The organism is Pseudarthrobacter sp. RHLT1-30-1 (assembly GCF_059383415.1).
The window spans coordinates 1-22,524 of sequence record NZ_JBWZCG010000013.1 but is presented as its reverse complement, the minus strand read 5'-3'; the positions used below and the strand labels follow the sequence as shown (position 1 = coordinate 22,524).

At 67.8% G+C, this 22,524-nt stretch carries 19 protein-coding genes and 2 pseudogenes; 7 read left to right on the top strand and 14 right to left on the bottom strand.

Going from position 1 to position 22,524, the window contains the following annotated elements; all coding sequences use genetic code 11:
* Positions 1 to 69: 69 nt before the first annotated feature.
* The 9 genes from der to AC50YM_RS11050 form a co-directional block, all read right to left on the bottom strand.
* Positions 70 to 1,620: a ribosome biogenesis GTPase Der gene (gene der, locus AC50YM_RS11090; RefSeq protein ID WP_494957000.1), complete on the bottom strand. Its 1,551-nt coding sequence runs from the start codon at positions 1,618 to 1,620 to the stop codon at positions 70 to 72.
* Positions 1,617 to 2,297 carry a lysophospholipid acyltransferase family protein gene (locus AC50YM_RS11085; protein ID WP_494957080.1) on the bottom strand — a complete coding sequence of 227 codons (681 nt, stop codon included), beginning with the start codon at positions 2,295 to 2,297 and terminating at the stop codon, positions 1,617 to 1,619. Before AC50YM_RS11085 ends, der begins: the two co-directional genes overlap by 4 nt.
* 91 nt (positions 2,298 to 2,388) lie before the next feature.
* Positions 2,389 to 3,117, bottom strand: coding sequence for a (d)CMP kinase (gene cmk, locus AC50YM_RS11080; RefSeq protein ID WP_494956999.1), 729 nt, complete (start codon positions 3,115 to 3,117; stop codon positions 2,389 to 2,391).
* Complete coding sequence (locus tag AC50YM_RS11075) at positions 3,117 to 4,226, bottom strand: prephenate dehydrogenase (protein WP_494956998.1); 1,110 nt, start codon at positions 4,224 to 4,226, stop codon at positions 3,117 to 3,119. Before AC50YM_RS11075 ends, cmk begins: the two co-directional genes overlap by 1 nt.
* Positions 4,227 to 4,228: 2 nt before the next feature.
* Positions 4,229 to 5,458, bottom strand: a complete 1,230-nt coding sequence (locus AC50YM_RS11070; protein WP_494956997.1) for a pseudouridine synthase — start codon at positions 5,456 to 5,458, stop codon at positions 4,229 to 4,231.
* Between the two features lie 110 nt (positions 5,459 to 5,568).
* The gene (scpB, locus tag AC50YM_RS11065) at positions 5,569 to 6,210 is read right to left on the bottom strand and encodes an SMC-Scp complex subunit ScpB (protein ID WP_494957079.1); all 642 of its coding nucleotides are present in this window, start codon (positions 6,208 to 6,210) and stop codon (positions 5,569 to 5,571) included.
* Between the two features lie 59 nt (positions 6,211 to 6,269).
* Positions 6,270 to 7,121 carry a segregation and condensation protein A gene (locus tag AC50YM_RS11060; RefSeq protein WP_494956996.1) on the bottom strand — a complete coding sequence of 284 codons (852 nt, stop codon included), beginning with the start codon at positions 7,119 to 7,121 and terminating at the stop codon, positions 6,270 to 6,272.
* Positions 7,122 to 7,129: 8 nt separating this feature from the next.
* The gene (locus AC50YM_RS11055) at positions 7,130 to 8,029 is read right to left on the bottom strand and encodes a ParA family protein (protein ID WP_494956995.1); all 900 of its coding nucleotides are present in this window, start codon (positions 8,027 to 8,029) and stop codon (positions 7,130 to 7,132) included.
* 250 nt (positions 8,030 to 8,279) lie between these two features.
* Entirely contained in the window at positions 8,280 to 9,629 is a 1,350-nt protein-coding gene (locus AC50YM_RS11050) for a cation:dicarboxylate symporter family transporter (RefSeq protein WP_494956994.1), read from the bottom strand.
* A 139-nt stretch (positions 9,630 to 9,768) separates the two neighbouring features.
* Between AC50YM_RS11050 and AC50YM_RS11045 the strand changes: the two genes are divergently transcribed.
* The 3 genes from AC50YM_RS11045 (at position 9,769) to AC50YM_RS11035 (ending at position 13,114) form a co-directional block, all read left to right on the top strand.
* Complete coding sequence (locus AC50YM_RS11045; RefSeq protein ID WP_494956993.1) at positions 9,769 to 11,607, top strand: ATP-binding protein; 1,839 nt, start codon at positions 9,769 to 9,771, stop codon at positions 11,605 to 11,607.
* Entirely contained in the window at positions 11,604 to 12,323 is a 720-nt protein-coding gene (locus AC50YM_RS11040; RefSeq protein ID WP_494956992.1) for a response regulator, read from the top strand. Before AC50YM_RS11045 ends, AC50YM_RS11040 begins: the two co-directional genes overlap by 4 nt.
* Positions 12,324 to 12,439: 116 nt before the next feature.
* Complete coding sequence (locus tag AC50YM_RS11035; RefSeq protein ID WP_494956991.1) at positions 12,440 to 13,114, top strand: dihydrofolate reductase family protein; 675 nt, start codon at positions 12,440 to 12,442, stop codon at positions 13,112 to 13,114.
* On the opposite strand, the gene AC50YM_RS11030 is transcribed toward AC50YM_RS11035, so the two are convergent.
* Positions 13,111 to 15,030, bottom strand: a complete 1,920-nt coding sequence (locus AC50YM_RS11030) for a propionyl-CoA synthetase (protein ID WP_494957078.1) — start codon at positions 15,028 to 15,030, stop codon at positions 13,111 to 13,113. The genes AC50YM_RS11035 and AC50YM_RS11030 overlap by 4 nt on opposite strands.
* A gap of 185 nt (positions 15,031 to 15,215) precedes the next feature.
* Between AC50YM_RS11030 and AC50YM_RS11025 the strand changes: the two are divergent.
* The 4 genes and pseudogenes from AC50YM_RS11025 to AC50YM_RS11010 form a co-directional block, all read left to right on the top strand.
* A pseudogene (locus AC50YM_RS11025) lies at positions 15,216 to 15,873 on the top strand (GntR family transcriptional regulator); the annotation flags it as partial.
* Positions 15,869 to 17,389: an MmgE/PrpD family protein gene (locus AC50YM_RS11020; protein ID WP_494956990.1), complete on the top strand. Its 1,521-nt coding sequence runs from the start codon at positions 15,869 to 15,871 to the stop codon at positions 17,387 to 17,389. The pseudogene AC50YM_RS11025 and the gene AC50YM_RS11020, both read left to right, overlap by 5 nt.
* Positions 17,389 to 18,291: a methylisocitrate lyase gene (prpB, locus tag AC50YM_RS11015; protein ID WP_494956989.1), complete on the top strand. Its 903-nt coding sequence runs from the start codon at positions 17,389 to 17,391 to the stop codon at positions 18,289 to 18,291. The genes AC50YM_RS11020 and prpB overlap by 1 nt, the downstream gene beginning before the upstream one ends.
* Positions 18,292 to 18,355: 64 nt before the next feature.
* On the top strand, positions 18,356 to 19,495 hold the full coding sequence (locus AC50YM_RS11010; protein WP_494956988.1) for a bifunctional 2-methylcitrate synthase/citrate synthase: 1,140 nt from the start codon (positions 18,356 to 18,358) through the stop codon (positions 19,493 to 19,495).
* Positions 19,496 to 19,623: 128 nt separating this feature from the next.
* Here the strand turns inward: AC50YM_RS11010 and AC50YM_RS11005 are convergent, their stop codons facing one another.
* The 4 genes and pseudogenes from AC50YM_RS11005 to AC50YM_RS10990 all read right to left on the bottom strand — a co-directional run.
* A complete protein-coding gene (locus tag AC50YM_RS11005; RefSeq protein WP_494956987.1) occupies positions 19,624 to 20,523 on the bottom strand; it encodes a hypothetical protein in 900 nt (299 codons plus the stop codon).
* A gap of 159 nt (positions 20,524 to 20,682) precedes the next feature.
* Complete coding sequence (locus AC50YM_RS11000; RefSeq protein WP_494956986.1) at positions 20,683 to 21,171, bottom strand: 8-oxo-dGTP diphosphatase; 489 nt, start codon at positions 21,169 to 21,171, stop codon at positions 20,683 to 20,685.
* Between the two features lie 35 nt (positions 21,172 to 21,206).
* On the bottom strand, positions 21,207 to 21,950 hold the full coding sequence (locus AC50YM_RS10995) for a hypothetical protein (RefSeq protein WP_494956985.1): 744 nt from the start codon (positions 21,948 to 21,950) through the stop codon (positions 21,207 to 21,209).
* Positions 21,951 to 21,952: 2 nt separating this feature from the next.
* Positions 21,953 to 22,402: pseudogene (locus AC50YM_RS10990) on the bottom strand (RNA polymerase sigma factor); the annotation flags it as partial.
* Between the last annotated feature and the right edge of the window lie 122 nt (positions 22,403 to 22,524).

Below are 22,524 nucleotides of genomic sequence, written 5' to 3'. Positions count from 1 at the left end.
CCAAAAGCTTACACGATTCCGGAGGCTGCCCGTGACACTTTCAGCATGTCACGGGCAGCTGTGACGGAATTAACGCTTCTTGCCGCGCTTTTCACGCACCCGCATGTTGACCTCGATCGGCGTGCCCTCGAACCCGAAGGTTTCGCGGAGCCGGCGGGTGATGAAGCGGCGGTATCCCGGGTCCAGGAACCCGGTGGTGAAGAGCACGAACTTCGGCGGACGGCTGGACGCCTGGGTGCCGAAGAGGATACGGGGCTGCTTGCCGCCGCGGACCGGGTGCGGGTGCGCGGCCACGAGTTCGCCCAGGAAGGCGTTGAGCCGGCCGGTGGCGATGCGCTTGTCCCAGCTTTCCAGCGCGATGTCGAGGGCCGGGACCAGCCTGTCCTTGTGCCACCCGGTCAGCGCGGAGATGTTGACGCGCGGCGCCCACGCCACGTGGGCCAGGTCCTGCTCGATTTCACGCTCCAGGTAGGTGCGGCGCTCGTCGTCCAGCAGGTCCCACTTGTTGAAGGCCAGAACCAGCGCACGGCCGGATTCGATGGCCAGCTGCAGGATCCGGACGTCCTGCTCGCTGAGCACTTCGTCCACGGCGAGGAGCACGACGGCGACCTCCGCCTTTTCGAGCGCGCTCTGGGTGCGCAGCGAGGCGTAGAAGTCGGCGCCCTGTGCCATGTGCTGGCGGCGGCGGATGCCGGCGGTGTCGACGAAACGCCAGGTGCGGCCGCCGAGTTCAATGAACTCATCGACCGGGTCACGGGTGGTGCCGGCGGTGTTGTCCACGACAACACGCTCGGAGCCGGCCAGCTTGTTCAGCAGCGAGGACTTGCCGACGTTCGGGCGCCCGATCAGGGCGATGCGGCGCGGACCGCCGGAGCGCTCCAGGCCCTCGATCGTGGAGAACTCGGGCAGCGTATCCATCACGTGGTCGAGCAGGTCGGCGACGCCGCGGCCATGCAGGGCGGAGACGGGGTACGGCTCGCCGAAGCCGAGGCCCCAGAGCCTGGCCGAGTCGGCTTCCTGCGCGAAGTCGTCGACCTTGTTGGCCACCATGATGACCGGCTTCTTGGACTTGCGCAGCATCCTGACGACGGCTTCATCCGTGGCGGTGGCGCCGACGGCGGAGTCGACGACGAACAACACCGCGTCGGCGAGTTCCACGGCCATCTCGGCTTGTTCGGCGACGCGGGCGTGGATGCCGCGGGCGTCGTGCTCCCAGCCGCCGGTGTCGACGACGGTGAAGTTCCGGCCGTTCCAGGTCGCCGAGTACATCACGCGGTCACGCGTGACGCCGGGGGTGTCTTCCACCACGGCTTCGCGGCGGCCAAGGATCCGGTTCACCAGGGTGGACTTGCCCACGTTGGGCCGGCCGATGATGGCCAGGACGGGATCAAGCTTGACCGGGCCGTCGAAGTCCTCGTCGTCGTACTCACCGCTCAGGAGGGCAGCGTCGTCTTCGTCCAGTTCGTAGTCGTCCAGGCCGGCCCGGAGGGAGGCCGCGCGGACCTCTGCTTCCTCATCGTCCAGGGCGGCAAGGTGCTCGGCCACCTGGTCCGTGCCGGTGGGCGTGTATTCGTCTTCGCCGGCGCCGAACTGGCCGGAGGTTTGAGTCGTATCGCTCATTGCACATTCCTTATGGGGTGATCTGCCGGCGTCCCGGCTACTGCTTCATGACGTTCTTGCGGGGAATCCGCGTCGGGCAGGGGCTGCCCGGTTTGTTGGATCGAGTCCTGGACATGGCGGGCCAGCGCGGCGCGGATCTCGGTTCCAGCCCTGTCCATTGAAACACGCCCGGTCTCGCCGGGCCTGCGGCTGACGTTGAGGGCTCCGCCGAAGCTGACGTGCAGCCGGCGGCGGAACCGCGGAACGGTGTCGAGGTGTTCGCCGGCCCGGCGGGTGCCGAGGATGGCGACGGGAACCACGGTCGCGCCGGAGTTCAGCGCGAGCCAGGCGACCCCGTTGTTGATGGCGGCGGCTTCGCCGCTCCCCCGCGTCCCTTCGGGAAGGATCCCGACGCACCGTCCGGCGTCGAGAACGCCCTTGGCCGCAAGGAGGGCCGCCCGGTCGCCCGAACGGTCAACGGCAAGTTGGCCGGAAGCCCGGAGGACCCGGCCGAGGAAGCCGGAGAACATCTCCTTCTTGACCAGGATGTGCATGGCCCGCGGCGAGGCCCCGAACATCACCGGCCCGTCCAGGAAACTGATGTGGTTGCCGGCGAAGATCACCGGCCCGGTGGCCGGGACGTTTGACCGGCCGGTCACCGAGGTCCGGTAGAGGACATGGTCCAGGGTCCAGCCCACGGGCCGGCTCCAGAGGGTCGTCCACGGGGAAGGGATCTGGGACGGCACCTGGACCGGCGCCGGGGTCCGGACCCGCTCCCGCTGCCCGGCGTCAGCCACGGCTGAGGGACCGGTGGTTGACGATGCCGTGCACGATGCCGAGGGCGGCGTCGACGGTCTCGGCGAAGTCGAGCTCCGAGGAGTCCAGCGTCACCACCCCGTCAGCGGCCTGGGTGAAGTTCACGACGGTCGAGTCCTTCGCGTCGCGCTGGGTGACCTGCGCTGCGAGCTGTTCGGCGTTCTGGCTGCCGCCGAGCTGGATGCCGCGGCGGCGCAGGCGCGCCTCCTCGCTGGCCGTGAGCAGCATCCGCACTTCGGCACGGGGCGCGACGACGGTGGTGATGTCCCGGCCCTCGACCACCATGCGGTGGTGGTGCTTTTCGATCAGTTCGCGCTGCCGGCGGATCAGTTCGGTGCGGGCGCCGAGGGTCGTGGCAACGGCGCTGACAGCGGCTGAGATGGACGGCTCGCGGATCGCGAGCGTGACATCGGTCCCGCCGACCCGGACGTAGTCCTCCAGCGGGCTCGTGCTGATTTCCAGCGGGAGGGTCTCGGCCGCGGCCTCCACGGCGGCTGCGTCCGCCAGGTCGGTGCCACTGTGCAGGCAGAACCAGGTCACGGCGCGGTACATGGCACCGGTGTCGAGGTAGGCCAGCTTGAGCCGGCGTGCCACCTCTTTGCTGACGCTGGACTTGCCCGATCCGGAGGGCCCGTCGATCGCAACGACGAGGCTCTTGCCGGGGCGGAGAATTTCCACGGTTTCGATCAGTTCCTGGGTCATTACTGGAGTACCCGCCATCCACGGTCGTTGAGGGCTTCGATTAACATTTCGTGCTTGTTTGGCAGCACGGAGATTTCCACCATGCCCACATTCTGTCCCGAAGAGTGGTCCAGCCGGAGGTCCTCGAGGTTGACGCCGATTTCGCCGATCTCGGTCAGGAGTTTGGCGATCTGTCCGGGGGTGTCATCCACCAGGACCGTCAGCCAGGAGTAGGCCTGCGGGGGTCCACCGTGCTTGCCCGGGATGCGGGACTGGCCGGCGTTGCCTTCGCTGATCAGCTGGGCAAGGTCCAGCCGGGCACCGGGCGCGGTGGGCTGCTCGAGCGTTCCGATCACCCGGTTGAGGTCCTCGCGGATACCATGCAGGATCTCCACGACCTTTTCCGCGTTCGCGCCCAGGATCTGCACCCACAGGGTCGGATCGCTCGCCGCGATCCGGGTCACGTCCCGCAGTCCGTTGCCGGCGAGGGAGAGCGCGTGCAGCGGCGTCCCCTGCAGCCGGCTGGCCACCAGTGAGGACACGACCTGGGGCACGTGCGAGACGAGTGCCACGGCCTCGTCGTGTTCCTCGGCGCCGAATTCGGAGACAATGGCGCCGAGGTCCACGGCCAGCGCCCGCGCCGTCTGCAGGGCCTGCGGCAGGGTCTCCGCCGACGGGCACAGGACCCACGGCATGGAGGTGAAGAGCTCGCCGCGGGCAGCGACGGGGCCGGACTTTTCCCGGCCGGCCATCGGGTGGGTGCCCACGTAGCGGCCGAGGTCGGCGCCGCGGCTGCGGAGCTCGGCCTGGATTCCGGCCTTCACGCTGGCGATGTCCACGACCGTTGCGCCGGGGTAGTCCGCGAGGGCGCGTTCCACCACATCCGCGGTGACGTCCGGCGGCGCTGCGACCACAACGAGTTCCGGCTGGTCCCCGTCAAGGCGCGCCAAGGGCAGGCCCGCGCCGATGTCGACGGCGACGGCCTGGTTGGTCGGCGAGGGGTCGGAGAGGAAGACTGCCACGCCGCGGCCCCGCAGCCCCAGCCCGATGCTGGTGCCCAGAAGACCGGTGCCCACGACCACCACCGGACCGTTGAGGTGGCCGCGGCCGTGGGTGCGAAAAGCAGACATGCCTACAGCCCTACGGATGCCAGCAGGTGGCCGACTTCCTGCCTGCCGAGGTTGCGGATGCTGCCCTGGCGCTGGTCGCCCAGGCCGATGGGACCGACCTTGACGCGGACCAGGCGCAGCACGGGGAACCCGACAGCGTCGAAAAGACGCCGGACGATCCGGTTCTTGCCCGAGTGCAGCACGACCTCGATCAGCACGTGGCCCGGGGTGGAGTCCACCAGCTTGAAGGAATCGACGGACGCGATGCCGTCCTCGAGTTCGACGCCGGCCTTGAGCTCGGCGCCGATGCCCTGCGGGAACGGCCCGCGGACCTGCACGAGGTAGGTCTTGGGGACTTCGTAGGAGGGGTGGGTGAGCCGGTTGGCGAGTTCGCCGTCGTTCGTCAGCAGCAGTAGCCCCTCAGTGGCGACGTCGAGGCGTCCGACGTGGAACAGCCGTTCGCCGTGGCTGTTGCGGACGAAGTCGCTGATGCAGGGACGGCCGTCCGGGTCTTCCATCGTGGAGACAACGCCCTTGGGCTTGTTGAACACCATGTAGACCATGTTCTCGTCCAGCTGGATGCGGAGACCGTCGACATGGATCACGGCGGACTTCGGGTCGACGCGGACGCCGAGCTCGGTGACGACCTGGCCGTCGACTTCGACCCGGCCCTCGGCGATCATTTCCTCGCAGACACGCCGGGAGGCGACGCCGGCCGAGGCCATGACCTTCTGCAGCCGGGTGCCGTCCTGGTCGTGCACTTCTGACTGGGGCACGTCGGCGCGGGGTCCGCGTTTGCGGGCGGGCTTGCGCACGGGCCCGAGGTTCTGGCCAAAGCGTTCACTGCCGAAGGCGCGGGCGCCGGTGGTCCTGGGGGCGCCGGTGCGCGGTTTGGGCTTGAGCGCTCCGGGGGTGCCGGGGGCCTTGCCGAAGCCGGGCTTGCGGGCGGCCGCCTTGCGGGCCGCTTCCTTGCCGGAGGGCGCCTTGGACTTCCAGTCGCCGGAGGCAGGCCTGGCGGCGGGCGCGCCGTCGGGTCCCTGCAGGTCCGGATCAATGAAGGCCTCTTCGCGGGGCTTGGGGTGCTTGAAGGGGCGGTCTCCGCCGCCCTTGAAGCCGGCTCCCCCGCCGCGGCCCGCTGCGCCGCGGCCAGCGCCGCCCTGTGCGCTGCGGCCGGAGCCCTGCGCTGAATTTTGTCCGGCACTGTTGCGTCCCGAACTGTTACGTGGTGAACCCTGGCGTCCCGCCTGTGTCATGACCCGTCCTTCGTTTGTTGGCCAACGGCCGCTGTCTCCCGACAGCCCCCGCCGGCTGGGGCAAAAAGCCTCTGCCCAGTGAATAACCGTGCGCAGGCAGCTGGTACTGCCTACATTCTTCCTGCGTCGTAGAACTCTTCGATGCCTTCCAGCCCCGGAAGATGGGGTGAAAGGTGCGGTAATTCCGCCACCGAGCCGATTCCCATGCGTTCCAGGAAATACGACGTCGTGCGGTACAGGATGGCCCCGGACTCAGGATCAGTTCCCGAGTCCTCGATCAGCCCCCGCTGCGTCAGCGTCCGCACGACAGAGTCAACGTTGACTCCTCGAATTGCAGACACCCGCGCCCGTGATACGGGCTGGCGGTAGGCGATGACGGCGAGCGTTTCGAGCGCCGCCTGCGTCAGCCTGGCTGTCTGTCCCTCCAGCACGAAGCTGCCGACGATATCGGCGAACTCAGTGCGCGAGTAGATGCGCCAGCCTCCGGCGATATTCCGCAATTCAAAGCCCCGGGGCGTGGCGCCGAAACCGTTGAAACTGGCATCGAGCACATCCGGGGCATTAACAGTATAGCCGTTATACTCCCGCTGCAGGTCCATGAGCAGCCCCTCGACGACGTCGACGGTCAGGTTCAGGCCCGCGGCGAGCTCGGCCGCCGTCGCCGGCTGGTCGATCACCATCAGGACGGCTTCGAGGGCTGCCCGGCCTCCCCCGGGAAGGCCGCCGACGTCAGTGCCGCCCTCGTCGGGGATGCCATCGGCAGCCTCTGCCGCGCGGGCTTGACCGGCTGCCCGTGTGGTCCGGGTTTCGTTCACGGCTGCTCCTCATATTCTTCACTCAGGTTTTCGCTGTTCCAGCTGTCCCGGTCCGCGGTCCAGCGGACCGTCAGGTCCCCCAGCGGGAGCAGTTGTTCGAAGGCCACGGCCTTGTCCCGGAACAGCTCCAGCAGGGCCAGGAAGCGGGCCACGACCACGAGGGTGGACCCGGCGTCGGCGATCAGGGCGCGGAAGGTGAGCGGCCGGCCAAGCCGCAGCCGGCGGCCCAGCAGTTCGGCCTGTTCCTTGACGCTGACGGGGCTGGCGTGCAGGTGGGCGAGGCCGATTTCGGTGGGCGCGGCTTCCCTGGGCTTGAGCGCGGCCTCGGCCAGGCCGGCGAACTGCTGCGGGGTGTGCCGCCAGAGGAGTTCCGGCAGCAGGGCCGCGAAGTGGCCTTCCAGTGCGACCTGCCGCGGGTACCGGCGCGCCTCCAGCTCGAGGGTGGATCCCATCATGCCCGCCACGTGCTTGAACGCCTTGTACTGCAGGAGCCGCGCGAAGAGCAGATCGCGGGCTTCGAGCAGCGCGATGTCTTCCTCGTCTTCAACCTCGCCGGCGGGCAACAGCCGGGCCGCCTTGAGGTCGAGCAGGGTGGCTGCGATGACCAGGAATTCACTGGCTTCGTCGAGGGCCCACTCCTCGCCGAGGTTCTGCAGGCCCTTGATGTATTTGATGAATTCGTCGGTGACCGTGGACAGCGCGACTTCGGTGATGTCCAGCTGGTGCTTGGAGATCAGCCCGAGGAGGAGGTCGAAGGGGCCGGTGAAGTTCGCGAGCCGGACCTCGAAGCCGGGCTTTTTCCCGGCCGGCGCCTGCGGCTCCACCGCGGGAGCGCCCGGATCTGCCACGGTCCTGACTAGGGCGCGCCGCCGCGCGAAATGAGCTCTTTGGCCAGGTTGCGGTACGCGTCGGCGCCGACGTGGTTGCCGGCGTAGCTGGTGATGGGCTCGGCCGCGACGCTGGCGTCCGCAAACTTGATTGACCGCTTGATGACCGTCTCGAAGACCTTGTCGCCGAAGGCCTCCACGAGGCGGGAGATCACCTCGCGGCTGTGCAGCGTGCGGGCGTCATACATGGTGGCGAGGACGCCGTCGACCTGGAGCCTCGGGTTCAGGCGGTCCTGGACCTTGTCGATGGTCTCCACCAGCAGCGCGACGGCGCGCAGGGCGAAGAACTCGCAGATCAGCGGGATGATGACGCCGTGGGAGGCGGTCAGCGCGTTCACGGTGAGCAGGCCGAGCGAGGGCTGGCAGTCGATCAGGACGACGTCGTAGTCGTCCTCGACCTTCTTCAGGGCCCGGTCCAGCACCTGTTCGCGGGCCACTTCGTTGACCAGCTGGACTTCCGCGGCGGAGAGGTCGATGTTGGCCGGGAGCAGGTCCAGGTTTTCCACACCGGTCTTGTGGATGGCATCGCGGATGTCGACCTTGCGGTCCATCAGGACGTTGTAGACCGTGAGGTCCAGTTCGTGCGGGTTGATGCCAAGGCCGGCGGAGAGGGCACCCTGCGGGTCGAAATCAACGACGAGCACGCGGCGGCCGTATTCAGCGAGTGCGGCCGCAAGGTTGATGGTGGAGGTGGTTTTACCCACTCCGCCCTTCTGGTTGACCATGGCGATGACCCGCGCGGGTCCGTGGGATGACAGCGGTGCGGGCTCCGGAAAGTCGCGTTGAGGGCGCCCGGTGGGGCCCACGACGGCGTCTTCCAGATCGAGTTCGGTGCCTTCCAGAGTTGCTGAACCCTGTTCGCTGCTCACGTATCTATCCACACTTTCGATGACGTTGATTGTGGTGCCTGATGTTCCTGCCGCTGGTCTTCCAGCGCCGATCTTATTCTTCCCAAGGTTACAGCGCCCGACACGGTATTCGAGGGAACCTTGACAGCCGCCATTGTTTGAGCCTCAACCTTCTGGTAGAAGTCGAAGGTTGCGCTGCCGGCACGAAAAACCGCCCGGACGCTGGCGGGCGTCCGGGCGGTTTTGAGCAGATCTGGCGGTCCGGAACGGCTCAGGCGTTGGCCAGGACCGGCTTTTCCGTAGCCGGCTCAGCTGCCTGCTCGACGTGGTGGCTGGCGATCATGGTCTGCTCGTCGAACGGCTCGTGTCCGGCGAGGACCCGCTCGACCTGCTCGCCGTCGATCTCCTTGACCCAGGTGCCGACCAGCACGGTGGCCACGGCGTTTCCGGTGAAGTTGGTCAGGGCACGGGCCTCGGACATAAAGCGGTCGATTCCGACGATCATGCCGACCCCGCCGAGCAGTTCCGGCTTGTGCGCCTGGAGTCCGGCAGCCAGGGTGGCGAGGCCGGCGCCGGTGACGCCGGCGGCGCCCTTGGACGCGATGATCATGAAGATCAGCAGCGACACCTGGGCACCGAGGTCCAGCGGGGTGCCCATCGCGTTGGCGACGAACAGCGAAGCCATGGTCAGGTAAATGGCGGTGCCGTCAAGGTTGAAGGAGTAACCGGTGGGGACGGTGACGCCGACAACCGGCTTGGACACGCCCAGGTGTTCCATTTTCGCGATCAGGCGCGGCAGTGCGGCTTCGGAAGACGAGGTGGAGAAGATCAGCAGGTATTCCCGGCCGAGGTACTTCATCAGGCGGAAGATATTGACGCCGGCGACGACCTTGAGCAGGCCGCCGAGGATCACGACGATGAACAGGGCACAGGTGATGTAGAAGGCGATCATCAGGGTGGCCATGCTCACGATCGCCTGGACACCCGTGGCGCCGACGACGGCGGCGATCGCACCGAAGGCGCCGACCGGCGCGAGCCACATAACCATGATGAGGATGCGGAAGACGAGGGCCTGGCCGTAGCCGATGGCCTTGAGGATCGGAGCACCCTGCGGTCCCATTTTCTGCAGCGCGAAGCCGACCAGGATGGCGGCGAGCAGCGTCGGCAGGACCGGGATGTCGCCCGGGATGATGCCCAGCAGGAAGTCGACCGTGCTGTCCGTGGCCGCCTTCTTTGTCGGGTCGTAGGGGGCAAGCTTGAGGCCCTCGCCCGGGTGGATCAGGTTGCCGACGACCAGGCCGATGGCCAGTGCGAAGGTGGACATCACCATGAAGTAGCCCAGGGCCAGTCCGCCGACCTTGCCGACCGTGGCTGCCTTGGCGATGGAACCGATGCCGAGGACGATGGTGCAGAAGATGACCGGGCCGATCATCATCTTGATGAGTTTGATGAAGCCGTCCCCCAGCGGCTTCAGGGACTTGCCGACCTCGGGGAACATCAGCCCGACCAGGGCGCCGAGGATGACGGCCGCGATGACCGCAATGTAGAGATAATGGGATTTGTCGAGTCCCTTGCGCTTCTTGACCGGCGTTTCGGCCGACTCTCCTCGTTGAGAGGTCATGGAGTTCTCCTTGGATAGGCTGGACGTCGGTGCGGCACAGGCTGTGGGCCCATCACGTCCGTTCTGCGTGTTCCACCATCATTGGTGATGGAGTGACGCGCATCACCGTTGCGTTCATATTGGTCATGGAAGGTTGTTGATGATCCACCGCTGGAGCATCGCCCGTCGGCTGTTTGTGGCCCATCTGCTGTTCATCCTGACCCTGACGGCAGTCGTGGGCACAGCCACGTTCGTTGATGCGCGCGACCAGGCCTATCACGAGGCCGGGCGCCGGATGGCCGCCGTCGCGACCTCGGTGGCCGACAGCCCCCTGGTGCTGGACGCCGCAGGCAGCGCGGATCCCTCGGCCCGGCTGCAGCCCTACGCGCTGAAGGTCATGGCGGATGCCGATGCGGATTTCCTGACGATCATGGCTCCGGACCGGACCCGGTGGACCCACCCACGGGATGAGGAGCTGGGCAAACCCTACATCGGCTCCATCGAGGCGGCCCTGAACGGCCAGGTCTTCACCGAGATCACCGCCGGCACCCTCGGGCCCTCCGTCCGCACCATCGTCCCGGTGCAGGACGCGGACGGCACCGTCCGGGCCCTGGTCGCCGCCGGGGTGACCGTCCGCACCGTGGACATCGCCGTCTCCGGCCGGCTGCCGGCGCTGGTGGCCATCGCGCTGGCACTGCTGATGGCCGGATCGCTGGCATCCTGGCTGCTGGGGCGGTATCTGCGGGACGTGACCCGCGGCTGGGGCCCGGAGCAGCTCGCCCAGCTCTTCGCCTACTACGAATCGGTCCTGCACTCGGTCCGCGAGGGTGTCATCCTGATCGATCCCAGGGGCAAGGTGGTGATGTACAACGACCAGGCCGCCGAGCTGCTGGGACTCACCCCGCACTCGCCCGACGGCGAAGGTACACCTGCCCACGTCGAACGTACGGCCGTTCGCGGCTCCGTTCGCGGCTCCGTTCGGCGCGGCGGGTCCGTCCGCAGGTCCGTCCGCTGGTCCGCCCGGCGCGGCGGGTCCGGCGCCGGGCAACAGGACGCGCCGTCGCTCAAGACGCTCCCGCTGGCTCCCAGCCTCCGGGATCTGTTCGAATCGGGCCGGACCGCCCTGGACGAGATCCACCTGACCGGCTCCCGGATCCTGGTGGTGAACCAGGGCCCGGCCGTCGGTCCCGGTTCCACCGGCGGGCGGACGAATGCGGCTGTGTACGGAACGGTGGCCACGATCCGCGACCGCACCGAAATCGAGTCCCTTGGCAGCGAGCTGGAAACCATGCGCACCCTCTCCGACGCCCTTCGCGCCCAGACCCACGAGCATGCCAACCGGCTTCATACCATCGTCTCCCTGATGGAACTCGGACGCGGGGTGGAAGCCCTGGACTTCGCCACCCAGGACCTTGAACTCAGCCAGCGGCTGACCGACGACGTCGTGAGTTCCGTCGACGAGCCCGTACTCGGGGCACTGATCATGGGCAAGGCGGCCGAGGCCCACGAGCGGGGCGTCGAGCTGACCCTCAACACGTCCGGGGACGGGCAGCGTCCCACCGCCGTGGCCGGGCTGGCCGTGCAGGACCTCGTGGCGATCCTCGGCAACCTTTTGGACAACGCCATCGACGCCGCCGCCGAGGCGCCCGCACCGAAGCTTGTGGAGCTCACCGTGGAGACGTCCCCCGGGTCGCTGGCAATCACCGTGGAGGACAGCGGTCCCGGGATTGATCCGCAGGATGTGGAGGAGATCTTCCGGCACGGCTTCAGCACCAAATCCCCGGGCCCGTTCGGACGGGGCCTCGGCCTGGCCCTGGTCCGCCAGGCCGTCCAGCGGCTCGGCGGTACGATGACAATCTCGAGCCCGGCCGGGGCGCTGTTCCGTGTCACCCTGCCAACATCACCGCCCGCGGCACCGCTGACATCATCTGCTCCGGCGCCGCCGGCACCTCCTGCAGTATCGCCGCCGGCACCACTGACTACCGAGGGAAGCCAATGAGCGACATCCGCGTCCTCGTCGTCGAAGATGAGCCGATCGCGGCGGCCGCGCACGCCGCCTATGTGGGCCGGCTGGAAGGGTTCAGCGTGGCCGGATCGGCCCTGGATGGACAGTCCGCGCTCCGGCTGATGACGGAATTCGCGGCTGCAGGCGCCCCGGTGGACCTGGTGCTGCTGGACATGAACCTTCCGGACCTGCACGGCCTCGACATCGCCCGCCGGATGCGTGCCGCCGGGCTGTTCGCCGACATTATCGCCATCACCGCCGTCCGGGAACTGAACATTGTCCGCAGCGCGGTGGCCATCGGGGTGGTCCAGTACCTGATCAAGCCCTTCACCTATGCCACGTTCGCGGACAAGCTCACCAGCTACCGGCACTTCCGGGAGCAGCTGGCCTCCCCCGCCGCCGGGCCGGCCGGTCCCGGGGCATCCCAAAGCGACGTGGACCAGGCCTTCGCGAGCCTGCGGACGCCGTCGGATCTGCCGCTGCCCAAGGGGCTGGCAGCGTCCACGCTGGATGCCGTGCGGGACTTCATGAAGCTGCAGTCCGGGGCCGTATCCGCCAGCGAAGTGATGGACGCCCTCGGCATGTCGAGGGTGACGGCACGCCGCTACCTGGAGTACCTCGCCGACGCCGGCACGCTCACCCGGACGGCCCGTTACGGCGCGCCCGGCCGGCCGGAGAACGAATACCGCTGGGCCCGGCCCCGGCCATAGGGGCTCGCGCCAGCGCAGGCTGCATCCACCACCCGTTGCTTCACAAGAGGATCGTATGGCAACCTCAAAGCGATCCCGCCGCCGGGCGACGACGGGCGACAGCGAAGGAGCACGGCATGGGACTCATCCATATCGACCTGTTCACCACGCTCGACGGCGTCGCGCAGGCGCCCGGCGGGCCGGACGAGGACACTGACAACGGTTTCGCATTTGGCGGCTGGCAGGCGCCCCTCCTGGACGATGTGGTCGGCGGGCAAATCGACTCCGGGATGGCGGGAATGGACGCGCTGCTGCTGGGGCGCCGGACCTACGACATTTTCGCCGCGTACTGGCCGCACGCGGACGGCGGCATCGCGCGGCTGTTCAACCGGATCCCGAAATACGTGGCCTCGCGCCAGACGCCGGCCCTTGAGTGGGCCGGCTCCACACTGCTCGGTCCCGATGCCGCCGCCGCGGTGCGCGGACTGCGCGACCGGCACGCGAACATCCACGTCATCGGCAGTCTCAACTTCGTGCAGACCCTGTTCGCCGAGCGGCTCTTCGACCGGCTCAACCTCTGGGTGTATCCGATCCTCCTCGGCGGGGGAAAGAAGGTCTTCGCCGACGGCGTGGTTCCCACGAACCTCAGACTCATCGAACCGGTCGTCGCCTCACCGAAGGGCGCCGTGATGCAGCGCTACGCGCTGGCCGAGGGCACGCCGGGCGTCGGCGACATGTCCGCGGGCATGCCGGCCGACACGCCGGCCGAAATACCGGCCGACATACCGCCGGGTGACACCCCGGCGCGCTAAGGCATCATCGACGGTCCGGAGCCCACAGCACCGGGGCGCAGGCTTCCGATCAGCTGGTCGATCACCCCGGCGTCCTCAATCGTCGAGGGCACCACGTAGTCCTCGCCATCGGCAATCTGGCGCATCGTCTTGCGCAGGATCTTTCCGGAGCGGGTCTTCGGGAGTGCCTCCACCACGGTGACATGCTTGAAGTCGGCCACGGCGCCGATGTCGCGCCGGACCAGCGCGATCAGGTCCTTGACCAGGATGTCCTCGGGCACGTCGACGCCAGACTTGAGCACCACGTAGCCGCTGGGGCGCTGGCCCTTCAGCGGGTCCGCGAGACCGATCACGGCGCACTCGGCAACGGCCGGGTGCTGGCCGATCACCTGTTCCATGGCCCCGGTGGAGAGCCGGTGGCCGGCAACATTGATGATGTCGTCGGTGCGGCCCATCACAAAGAGGTAGCCGTCCTCATCCCGGTAGCCGGAATCGCCGGTGGCGTAGTAGCCCTCGAACGCCCGCAGGTAGGAGGAGATGTAGCGCTCGTCGTTGCCCCAGAGCGTCGTCAGGGTCCCGGGCGGCAGCGGGAGTGCCAGGACAATGTTGCCCTCCGTTCCCGCCTCGACGGCCTCCCCCGTTCCGTCGACGATGTTCAGCTTGAAGCCGGGCATCGGCACACTCGGCGAGCCGGCCTTGATCGGGAGTCCGTCCAGCCCGCGGGGGTTGGCGCAGATGGCCCAGCCGGTCTCGGTCTGCCACCAGTGGTCCACCACCGGGACGCCCAGGATCCGCGAGGCCCAGTGGAAGGTGTCCGTGTCCAGCCGCTCGCCGGCGGCAAACAGGGTGCGCAGGCTCGAGATGTCGTAGTCCGCGAGGAGCGTTGCCTCGGGGTCGGCCTTTCGGATGGCGCGCAGGGCGGTGGGGGCGGTGAACAGCACGTTGACCTTGTGGTCCTGGATGACCCGCCAGAAGGCGCCGGCGTCGGGCGTGCCGACGGGCTTGCCTTCATAGATGACGGTGGTGGCGCCGGCCAGCAGCGGCCCGTACACGATGTAGGAATGTCCCACGACCCAGCCGACGTCGGAGGCGGTCCACATCACGTCGCCCGGGCCAATGTCGTAGATGTTCTCGAGGGTCCAGCTGAGCGCCACCGCGTGGCCGCCGTTGTCCCGCACGACGCCCTTCGGGGCGCCGGTGGTTCCCGAGGTGTACAGGATGTAGAGCGGGTCCGTGGCCCTGACGTGGACCGGAGCGGCGGGCACGGCGGTGGCCATCGCGGTGTCCCAGTCCAGCCAGCCGGCGTGGTCGGCCGCCGAGGAGGCGAAGCCCTCCCTGGCTTTGACGAGGACCGGGGTGTCGGGCGCGCTGGCCAGGCCGAGGGCCTCCTCGACGGCGGGGAGGTATTCGATCCGGCGCGAGGGTTCGATGCCGCCGGAGGCCGTGACCACGGCCGCGGGGGCCGCGTCGCGGATCCGGGCGGCGAGTTCCTTGGGGGCGAAGCCGCCAAAGACGACGGAGTGCACAGCGCCGAGCCGGGCCGTGGCGAGCATGGCGATGGCCGCCTCGGGGATCATCGGCATGTAGATCACCACGCGGTCGCCCTTGCCCACGCCCTGGCTGCGCAGCACTCCGGCGAACCGGGCGACGAGGTCGGTCAGCTCCGCATAGCTGTAGCGCTGCTGGGTGCCGAGCATGGCGGAGTCATAGATCAGGGCGTCCTGTTCGCCGCGCCCCTCCGCCACGTGGCGGTCCAGGGCGTTGTAGCAGGTGTTGAGGACGCCGTCCGGGAACCAGCCGTAGAGCGGCGCCCGGCTGGAATCGAGGGCGTGCTGCGGAGGGGTGGTCCACGAGATTCCCCCTGCGGCCTCCAGCCAGAATTCTTCGGGCGTCTCCAGGCTGCGTGTGTAGCTGTCCCGGTAGTTCTTGGTAACCATGAAAATGAGTCCCGTCCACGACGATGTGATGGTGCTCATGGTAGCCCCGCCCGGGCTTCCGGCACAAGGCTTCTGTATACACAGATGGGGTAAAAGAGGTGAAATGCCGGAAGAATACCGTAAATACTGGGCAAATACCCTTGGCGTGTATACACTGGAGATCGTCAGCCAATGAAGGAGGCAGGATGCGCGCCAGCGACAAGGCCTATGCGGCCCTGCGTGAGGACATCATTGAATGGCGCCTCCTGCCCGGGACGGTGCTCGCGGAGGTGGAGCAGTCCGAGCGGCTCGGCATCTCCCGCACCCCGCTGCGGGAGGCCCTCAGCCGGCTCAGCGCGGAGGGCCTGACGACGACGGCCGGCGGGCGCGGCGTCGTCGTCACCGACATCTCGCTGGAGGACATCGACGAACTCTTTGAACTGCGCGAAACCCTGGAGGGCAAGGCCGCGGCGCTGGCCGCCGAGCGTGGCGACGCCGCCACCTTCGAGCAGCTCCGCAACGAACTGCGCCGGGCGCCCGAGCTGATCAGCGCCGGGGACCCTGCCCGGCACGACTACTACCGCCTGGTCGGACGGCTGGACGCCGAGATCGACGCCGCGATCCACAACTCCTACCTCGCCCAGGCGATGCGCAGCCTGCGCGTCCACCTGGTCCGGGTGCGCCGGCTGGCAGCCGACGACGCCGAACGGCTCACCGCCGCGGCCGCCGAGCACGCCGCCATCGCCGAGGCGATCGCAGCCGGCAATCCCCGGCTGGCAGAGGCCGCCACCACGCTTCATCTGCACCGCAGTCTTTCCCACGTCAAAGCCACACATACACCTCACTAAGAAGGAGCACCATGGTCAAGGAACACCACGTCCGCGTTTACAAGAGCGAGGAAAACCTGCCCCGCGAGGACCAGCTTGCGTTCAAAATCGCGCAGGTCGCCGCGGATCCCGTCGCCGTCTCCGCGGAGGTCACCGACATGGTGATCAACCGGGTGATCGACAACGCCTCAGTGGCGATCGCCTCGCTGAACCGCGCCCCGATCGTCGCGGCCCGCGCCCAGGCACTGACCCACGGCCCCACCACGGGCGGCAAGGGCTCGAAGGTCTTCGGCATCGAGGAACGGGTGGCCCCCGAATGGGCTGCCTGGGCCAACGGCGTCGCCGTCCGTGAGCTCGACTACCACGACACGTTCCTCGCCGCGGAGTACTCCCACCCGGGCGACAACATCCCGCCGATCCTCGCCGTGGCACAGCACGTGGGTTCCAGCGGCCAGGACCTGATCCGCGGCATCGCCACCGGCTACGAGATCCAGGTCAACCTGGTCAAGGCCATCTGCCTGCACAAACACAAGATCGACCATGTCGCGCACCTCGGCCCCTCCGCCGCCGCCGGCATCGGCACCCTGCTCGGACTCGACGTCGAGACGATCTTCCAGTCCATCGGCCAGGCCCTGCACACCACCACCGCCACCCGGCAGTCCCGCAAGGGCGAAATCTCCACCTGGAAAGCCCACGCCCCGGCGTTCGCAGGCAAGATGGCCGTCGAATCCGCCGACCGCGCCATGCGCGGCCAGACCTCACCGGTGCCGATCTACGAAGGCGAGGACGGCGTCATCGCCTGGATGCTGGACGGCCCCGACGCCTCCTACACCGTGCCGCTGCCGACCCCGGGCGAAACCAAGCGCGCCATCATGGACACCTACACCAAGGAGCACTCGGCCGAGTACCAAGCCCAGGCGTGGATCGACCTCGCGCGCAAGCTCCACGGCGAGCACCCGGAGGTCACCGACCCGGCGAACGTGGCGTCCGTGCTGATCAAGACCAGCCACCACACCCACTTCGTGATCGGCTCCGGCGCCAACGACCCGCAGAAGTACAGCCCCACGGCCAGCCGCGAGACGCTGGACCACTCCATCCCGTACATCTTCACCGTGGCCCTGCAGGACGGTGCCTGGCACCACGTCGATTCCTACGCACCGGAACGCGCGGCACGCCCGGACACGGTGGAACTCTGGCACAAGGTCAGCACCGTGGAGGATCCGGAATGGACCCGTCGCTACCACTCCCTGGACATTGCCGAGAAGGCCTTCGGCGGTACCGTGGTCATCACGCTTAACGACGGCACGGTCATCACCGACGAGATCGCCGTCGCCGACGCCCACCCGCTGGGCGCCCGGCCGTTCGCACGGGAACAGTACGTGAACAAGTTCCGCTCGCTCGCCGCCGGCCTGGTCGCCGAGGAGGAAATCGAACGTTTCCTCGCCGCCGCCGCCCGGCTGCCCGAACTGGCCGCCGGCGAACTGGACCAGCTCAACATCCAGGCCGCGGCCGGCGTGATCGACCTGGCCGCCGCACCGAAGGGACTCTTCTGATGCTGTACTCGAAGGTCACCCCGGAGCAGAAGCGCCTCCGCTTCCGCGAACTGCTGGCCTCCGGCACGATCCAGCAGTTCCCGGGCGCGTTCAACCCGCTCTCGGCCCGCCTGATCGAGGAAAAAGGCTTCGCCGGGGTCTACATTTCCGGTGCGGTGCTGGCCAATGACCTGGGCCTGCCGGACATCGGCCTGACCACGCTCACCGAGGTGGCCACCCGCGCCGGACAGATCGCCCGGATGACGGACCTGCCCAGCATTGTCGACGCCGACACCGGCTTCGGCGAGCCGATGAACGTGGCCCGCTCGGTCCAGGAACTCGAGAACGCCGGCCTCGCCGGACTGCATATCGAGGACCAGTTCAACCCCAAGCGCTGCGGCCACCTCGACGGCAAGAACGTGGTGGACCTGGACACGGCGACCAAGCGCATCCGCGCGGCGGCCGATGCCCGGCGTGACCCGAACTTCCTGATCATGGCGCGGACCGACATCCGTGCCACGGACGGTCTGAAGGCCACCCAGGACCGCGCGAAGGCACTTGTGGAGGCCGGGGCCGACGCCATCTTCCCGGAGGCCATGAAGGACCTCAGCGAGTTCCAGGCCATTCGGGACGCCGTCGATGTGCCGATCCTGGCCAACATGACCGAGTTCGGCCAGAGCGCGCTGTTTACGGTCGAACAGCTCGCCGGCGTCGGGGTCAATATGATCATCTACCCGGTGACCCTGCTCCGTAGTGCCATGGGCGCTGCGGAGCGTACGCTGGAAGCAATTAAGGCTGATGGCACCCAGGAGGCCCAGGTCGGTAACATGCTGACCCGGGCGCGATTGTACGACCTCGTCGATTACCAGGCGTACAACAGCTTCGACACCGGGGTTTTCAATTTCCAGATCCCGGGTCAGTAAGCCCCGCATCGGACGTCCGGCTCCGGCCGGTTTCAACAGGCGACAGGAACAAAGGAGTTTCAGCATGGCTGAACAAGAGATCAAAAAGGGCCTCGCCGGCGTCGTGGTGGACTACACCGCGGTCTCCAAGGTAAACCCGGACACCAATTCGCTGCTCTACCGCGGCTACCCTGTGCAGGAGCTGGCCGCCAAGTGCAGCTTCGAGGAAGTCGCGTACCTGCTCTGGAACGGCGAGCTGCCGACGGCGGAGCAGCTGGCGGAGTTCACGGCGCGGGAACGCGCCGGACGCACGCTGGACCCCGTGGTCAAGCAGGTCATCGACGCGTTGCCGACCACGTCCCATCCGATGGACGTCTGCCGCACGGCAGCCTCCGTGATGGGCGCCCGGCACCCGCTCGCCGAGGATTCGTCCCGTGAGGCCAACCTGGCCAAGGCCGTGGACCTGTTCGCCGCGATGCCGGCAGTGGTTTCCTACGACCAGCGCCGCCGGCACGGCCAGGACGTCGTGGAACCGCGCGACGACCTGGGCTACTCCGCCAACTTCCTCTGGATGGCCTTCGGCGAGGAGCCGGTCCAGGAGGTCGTCGAGGCCTTCAACGTCTCGATGATCCTGTACGCGGAGCACTCGTTCAACGCCTCCACGTTCACGGCACGCGTCATCACGTCGACGCTCTCGGACCTGCACTCGGCTGTGACCGGGGCGATCGGCGCACTCAAGGGTCCGCTGCACGGCGGCGCGAACGAGGCCGTCATGCACACCTTCGACGAGATCGGCATCCGTCCGGAGGAGTCGCTGGAGGAGGCCCACACCCGCGCGAAGGCGTGGATGGAGGACGCCCTGGCGCACAAGAAGAAGGTCATGGGCTTCGGCCACCGCGTCTACAAGCACGGCGATTCCCGCGTGCCCACCATGAAGGCCGCCCTGGACAAAATGATCGCGCACTACGGCCGGCCGGAACTGCTGGGGCTGTACAACGGCCTGGAAACGGCGATGGACGAGGCCAAGGCGATCAAGCCGAACCTCGACTACCCGGCCGGGCCCACGTACCACCTGATGGGCTTCGACACCCCGACGTTCACTCCCCTGTTCGTTGCCAGCCGCATCACGGGCTGGACCGCGCACATCATGGAGCAGCTCGACTCGAACTCCCTGATCCGGCCGCTGAGCGAATACAACGGCGTCGAGGAACGGCACATGGACTAGTTTCCAGACCGTACGACGGCGGGCCGGTCACCTCTCGGAGGTGGCCGGCCCGTTTTTTGTGCCGCGGTGATTGCGCCAGGGTGATTGAGCCAGGGAGATTCAGCTGCGGTGTTTGAGCCAGGGGGCCCTTAGCCCGCGGTAATCTTCAGCGAGGTGATCATGCGCTTCGCGTTCAGGTACTCGGGGGTCTGCATGTAGGCCCGGGCCGCGTCCAGCGAAGCGAACGTCTTGGCTCCCCGTCGGTTGGCGACCTCCTCCGCGCCTCCGGCGTTGACCTGGAACGCATCGGCGAACGAGTACATCGGCGTCTCGGCAGGGCCGTTGACCACGTTGTAGAACATGCAGGTGGTGCCGTCCTGCCCGGCAAGGGTGCTGGTCAGCCCGTAGGACGCGGTGACGCGGTCCGTTTCCTGCAGTGCCCGGAAGGCGAATCTTGGCGTGACCGACCCTTTCGAGGGCTGGTACGGAAGGTCGACTTCGACCACATCCAGCACCGTGTAGGGAACCGCGCCCTGGCACGCGCCGCCGAGCCCGCCGTACGGGCCGAGGTGCAGCGACGCCACCACCACACCGGATTCGTTCGCGACGTCAACATCCACGGCCCCGGCACCGAACGCGCCGGCGGGAGTGGAGACAGTCCAGGTGGCCGGGTGCTCGAAGCTGACCTTGGCGTCGGCGCTGGTGAAAGTCCGCCATGCTCCGGTGGATGGTGTGGGGGCGGGTTTTGCTGCCTCGGACGGTGCGGGCGCAGCAGCGGGCGGAGGTACGGGGGCCGACGTCGCGAGCGTTGGCGACGGCGACGTCGTCGCCGCTGCGGACGCTGTCGGCGCCACCACTCCGACCGTCGCAGCGGGGGCGAGGGCGGCGGACCCCAGGTTGCCGGCCACGGCAATGCCCCCGGCGGCCGCCATTGCGGCCAGAGCTACGAGGGCAACAACCCAGGGCCAGCGCCGTCGCGTCCGGGGGTCGTTCGTCGTCCCTTTGTCCTCCGGGTCCCTGCTGAGAAAGTCGTGATCCTTGGAGTCCATGCCGTGCTCCCAAAATGGTTCGTGTGACGCTTGCCGGTGGGCCACCGGGAAGTGCCAGGATCGGCGCGGTGCCCTGTTCGAGCCCTAGGCTACCGGCCCGGCCGCGGCATTCTCTGCAACACTATTCGAGTCCCGGAATGTTTTTCGTGGGGGCTTGGCTCACCGCGGCGCGGAGGGATACCGGACGGAGGCCACCGTTTCGTTGTCCTCGTTCAGGACCACGACGACGTCGATGCTTTCCCCAGCCAGCGCGGGAGGCAGCCAGTGTTCCGCGTCCTGCCACATCCGGGCCAGCGGAAGCGCCCCAACTTCGAACCACTCCGGCGTTATTTCCGGGCTCTCGGCGGGTTCGCCGTCCCACTGCCGGGTGGTGAAGAGGCGGCACGACATGTTCCATTCGGGCCGGGCGGGAAAGATGAACTCGACGACGCCGGCGTGGGCCAGGTCCTCCTGCAGCACCACGACGCCGGCTTCCTCCCGGACTTCACGGACCACGGCCTCGGCGTCGCTCTCCCCCGGCTCGACGTGGCCGCCGATGCCCACGATCTTGCCGATCCCGAAGCCGGTCCGTTTCAGGCCCAGCAGTACTTCGGTGCTGGCGCCCGTTTCGCGGAGCAGGAAGCAGAGAGTGACTGGTGTGAGCTTCATGGGATCCACCCTATAGCTGCCGCAGGAGACCCCAGTTATCCGGCTGGCGGGCCTTCGCCCACGAGCCGGGGCCGCAGTTCGACCGGAATCCCCTTTTCTGCGAACTCTTTGTCCATCGCCTGCTGCGGCGTGAGCTGCTGGTTGTTCAGCGCCTGGAACTCCCAGTTGAACACGCTGGCCCACTCCTGCCGGAAGTCGGAGAGGAAACGCCCGTTCTGCAGTCTGGCGAGCTGGTACCAGGCGTTGCCGCCGTCGAGCTGGAGCGCCCGGACCCCCTCATCGGAAATTGAGTAAGCGATCCAGCCGTCGGCACAGCCCAGCACTGTGTAATAGGCCTGCTCGCCGGCGGGAACCGCTGTGATGGCCCGTTTCTGGTCATTGCGCTGCTGGTCGACGTTTGCCATGGTGCACTCGACACCGCCGGTGCTCAGGACTGCCCCTGCGGTGCCGGAGGGATTTCTGGTGGGGGCACTCGGGGAGCTCAGCGCGGGGCTGACGGAGTCCGTGGGCGTCGGGGTGCCGGTTTGGGCCGGCCCGGGCGCTGGTTGCGGCATCAGATTGCCGCCGACAAGAATGGCGCCAACGACGGCGGCACCGGCCAGGACGGCCGCGGCCGCAGTCCGTGCGGCACTGCGCCGTGCCGGGGCGCGCCCGGGACGGCGGACAACGTCCGGGTCCGTGGAAAATACGATCGAGCGGGCAGAATCACTTCCCGGCGCCGCTCCCGGCACTCCCGCCCGCGGTTTGGCGGCTTTCATGAGCTGTTCGATGCGGTCCATGGCTAGTCCTTCCGTGCGGTCATGAGCTGAGCGGGTGCGGCATTCGCGAATGCCCGCCGTGCCCGGTGCAGGCGGACCGCCGCGGCCGAAGGGGAACATCCCAGCGTCTGGGCCAGTTCGGCGGTGGTCAGCTCGTCCCAATAGCTCAGCATCAGGACCTCGCGGTCCCGCTCCCTGAGCTTCACCAGCACCCCTGCCACGGCAGTCCGTTCTTCAGAGTTCGACTCGGAGACCTGGCTCCGGGCCTCATCTTTCAGCCGGTCAGCAAGTTCCTGGCGGCGCCGGCGGCCCTTGTACTCATTGCCGATCACATTCCGTGCGGTCGCCAGCAGCCAGCCAATGCCGGGCGGCTCCGCCGGCTGCTTCTGCCATGCGATCCTAAAAACATCCGCCGCAAGTTCCTCGGCCCGGTGCCGGTCATTGATTCGGCAGGCAATGTACTGGTAGACCCGCGCGGAATGCTGGTTACGTCCCGTGGAGTGGTGTAGATCTCAGCAGTTGCGCGTTGCTCCGGTGACGTAGTGAGCCATCGTGCGATGGTCAGTGAGAACCGATCAAAGAACTCACAAAGGAC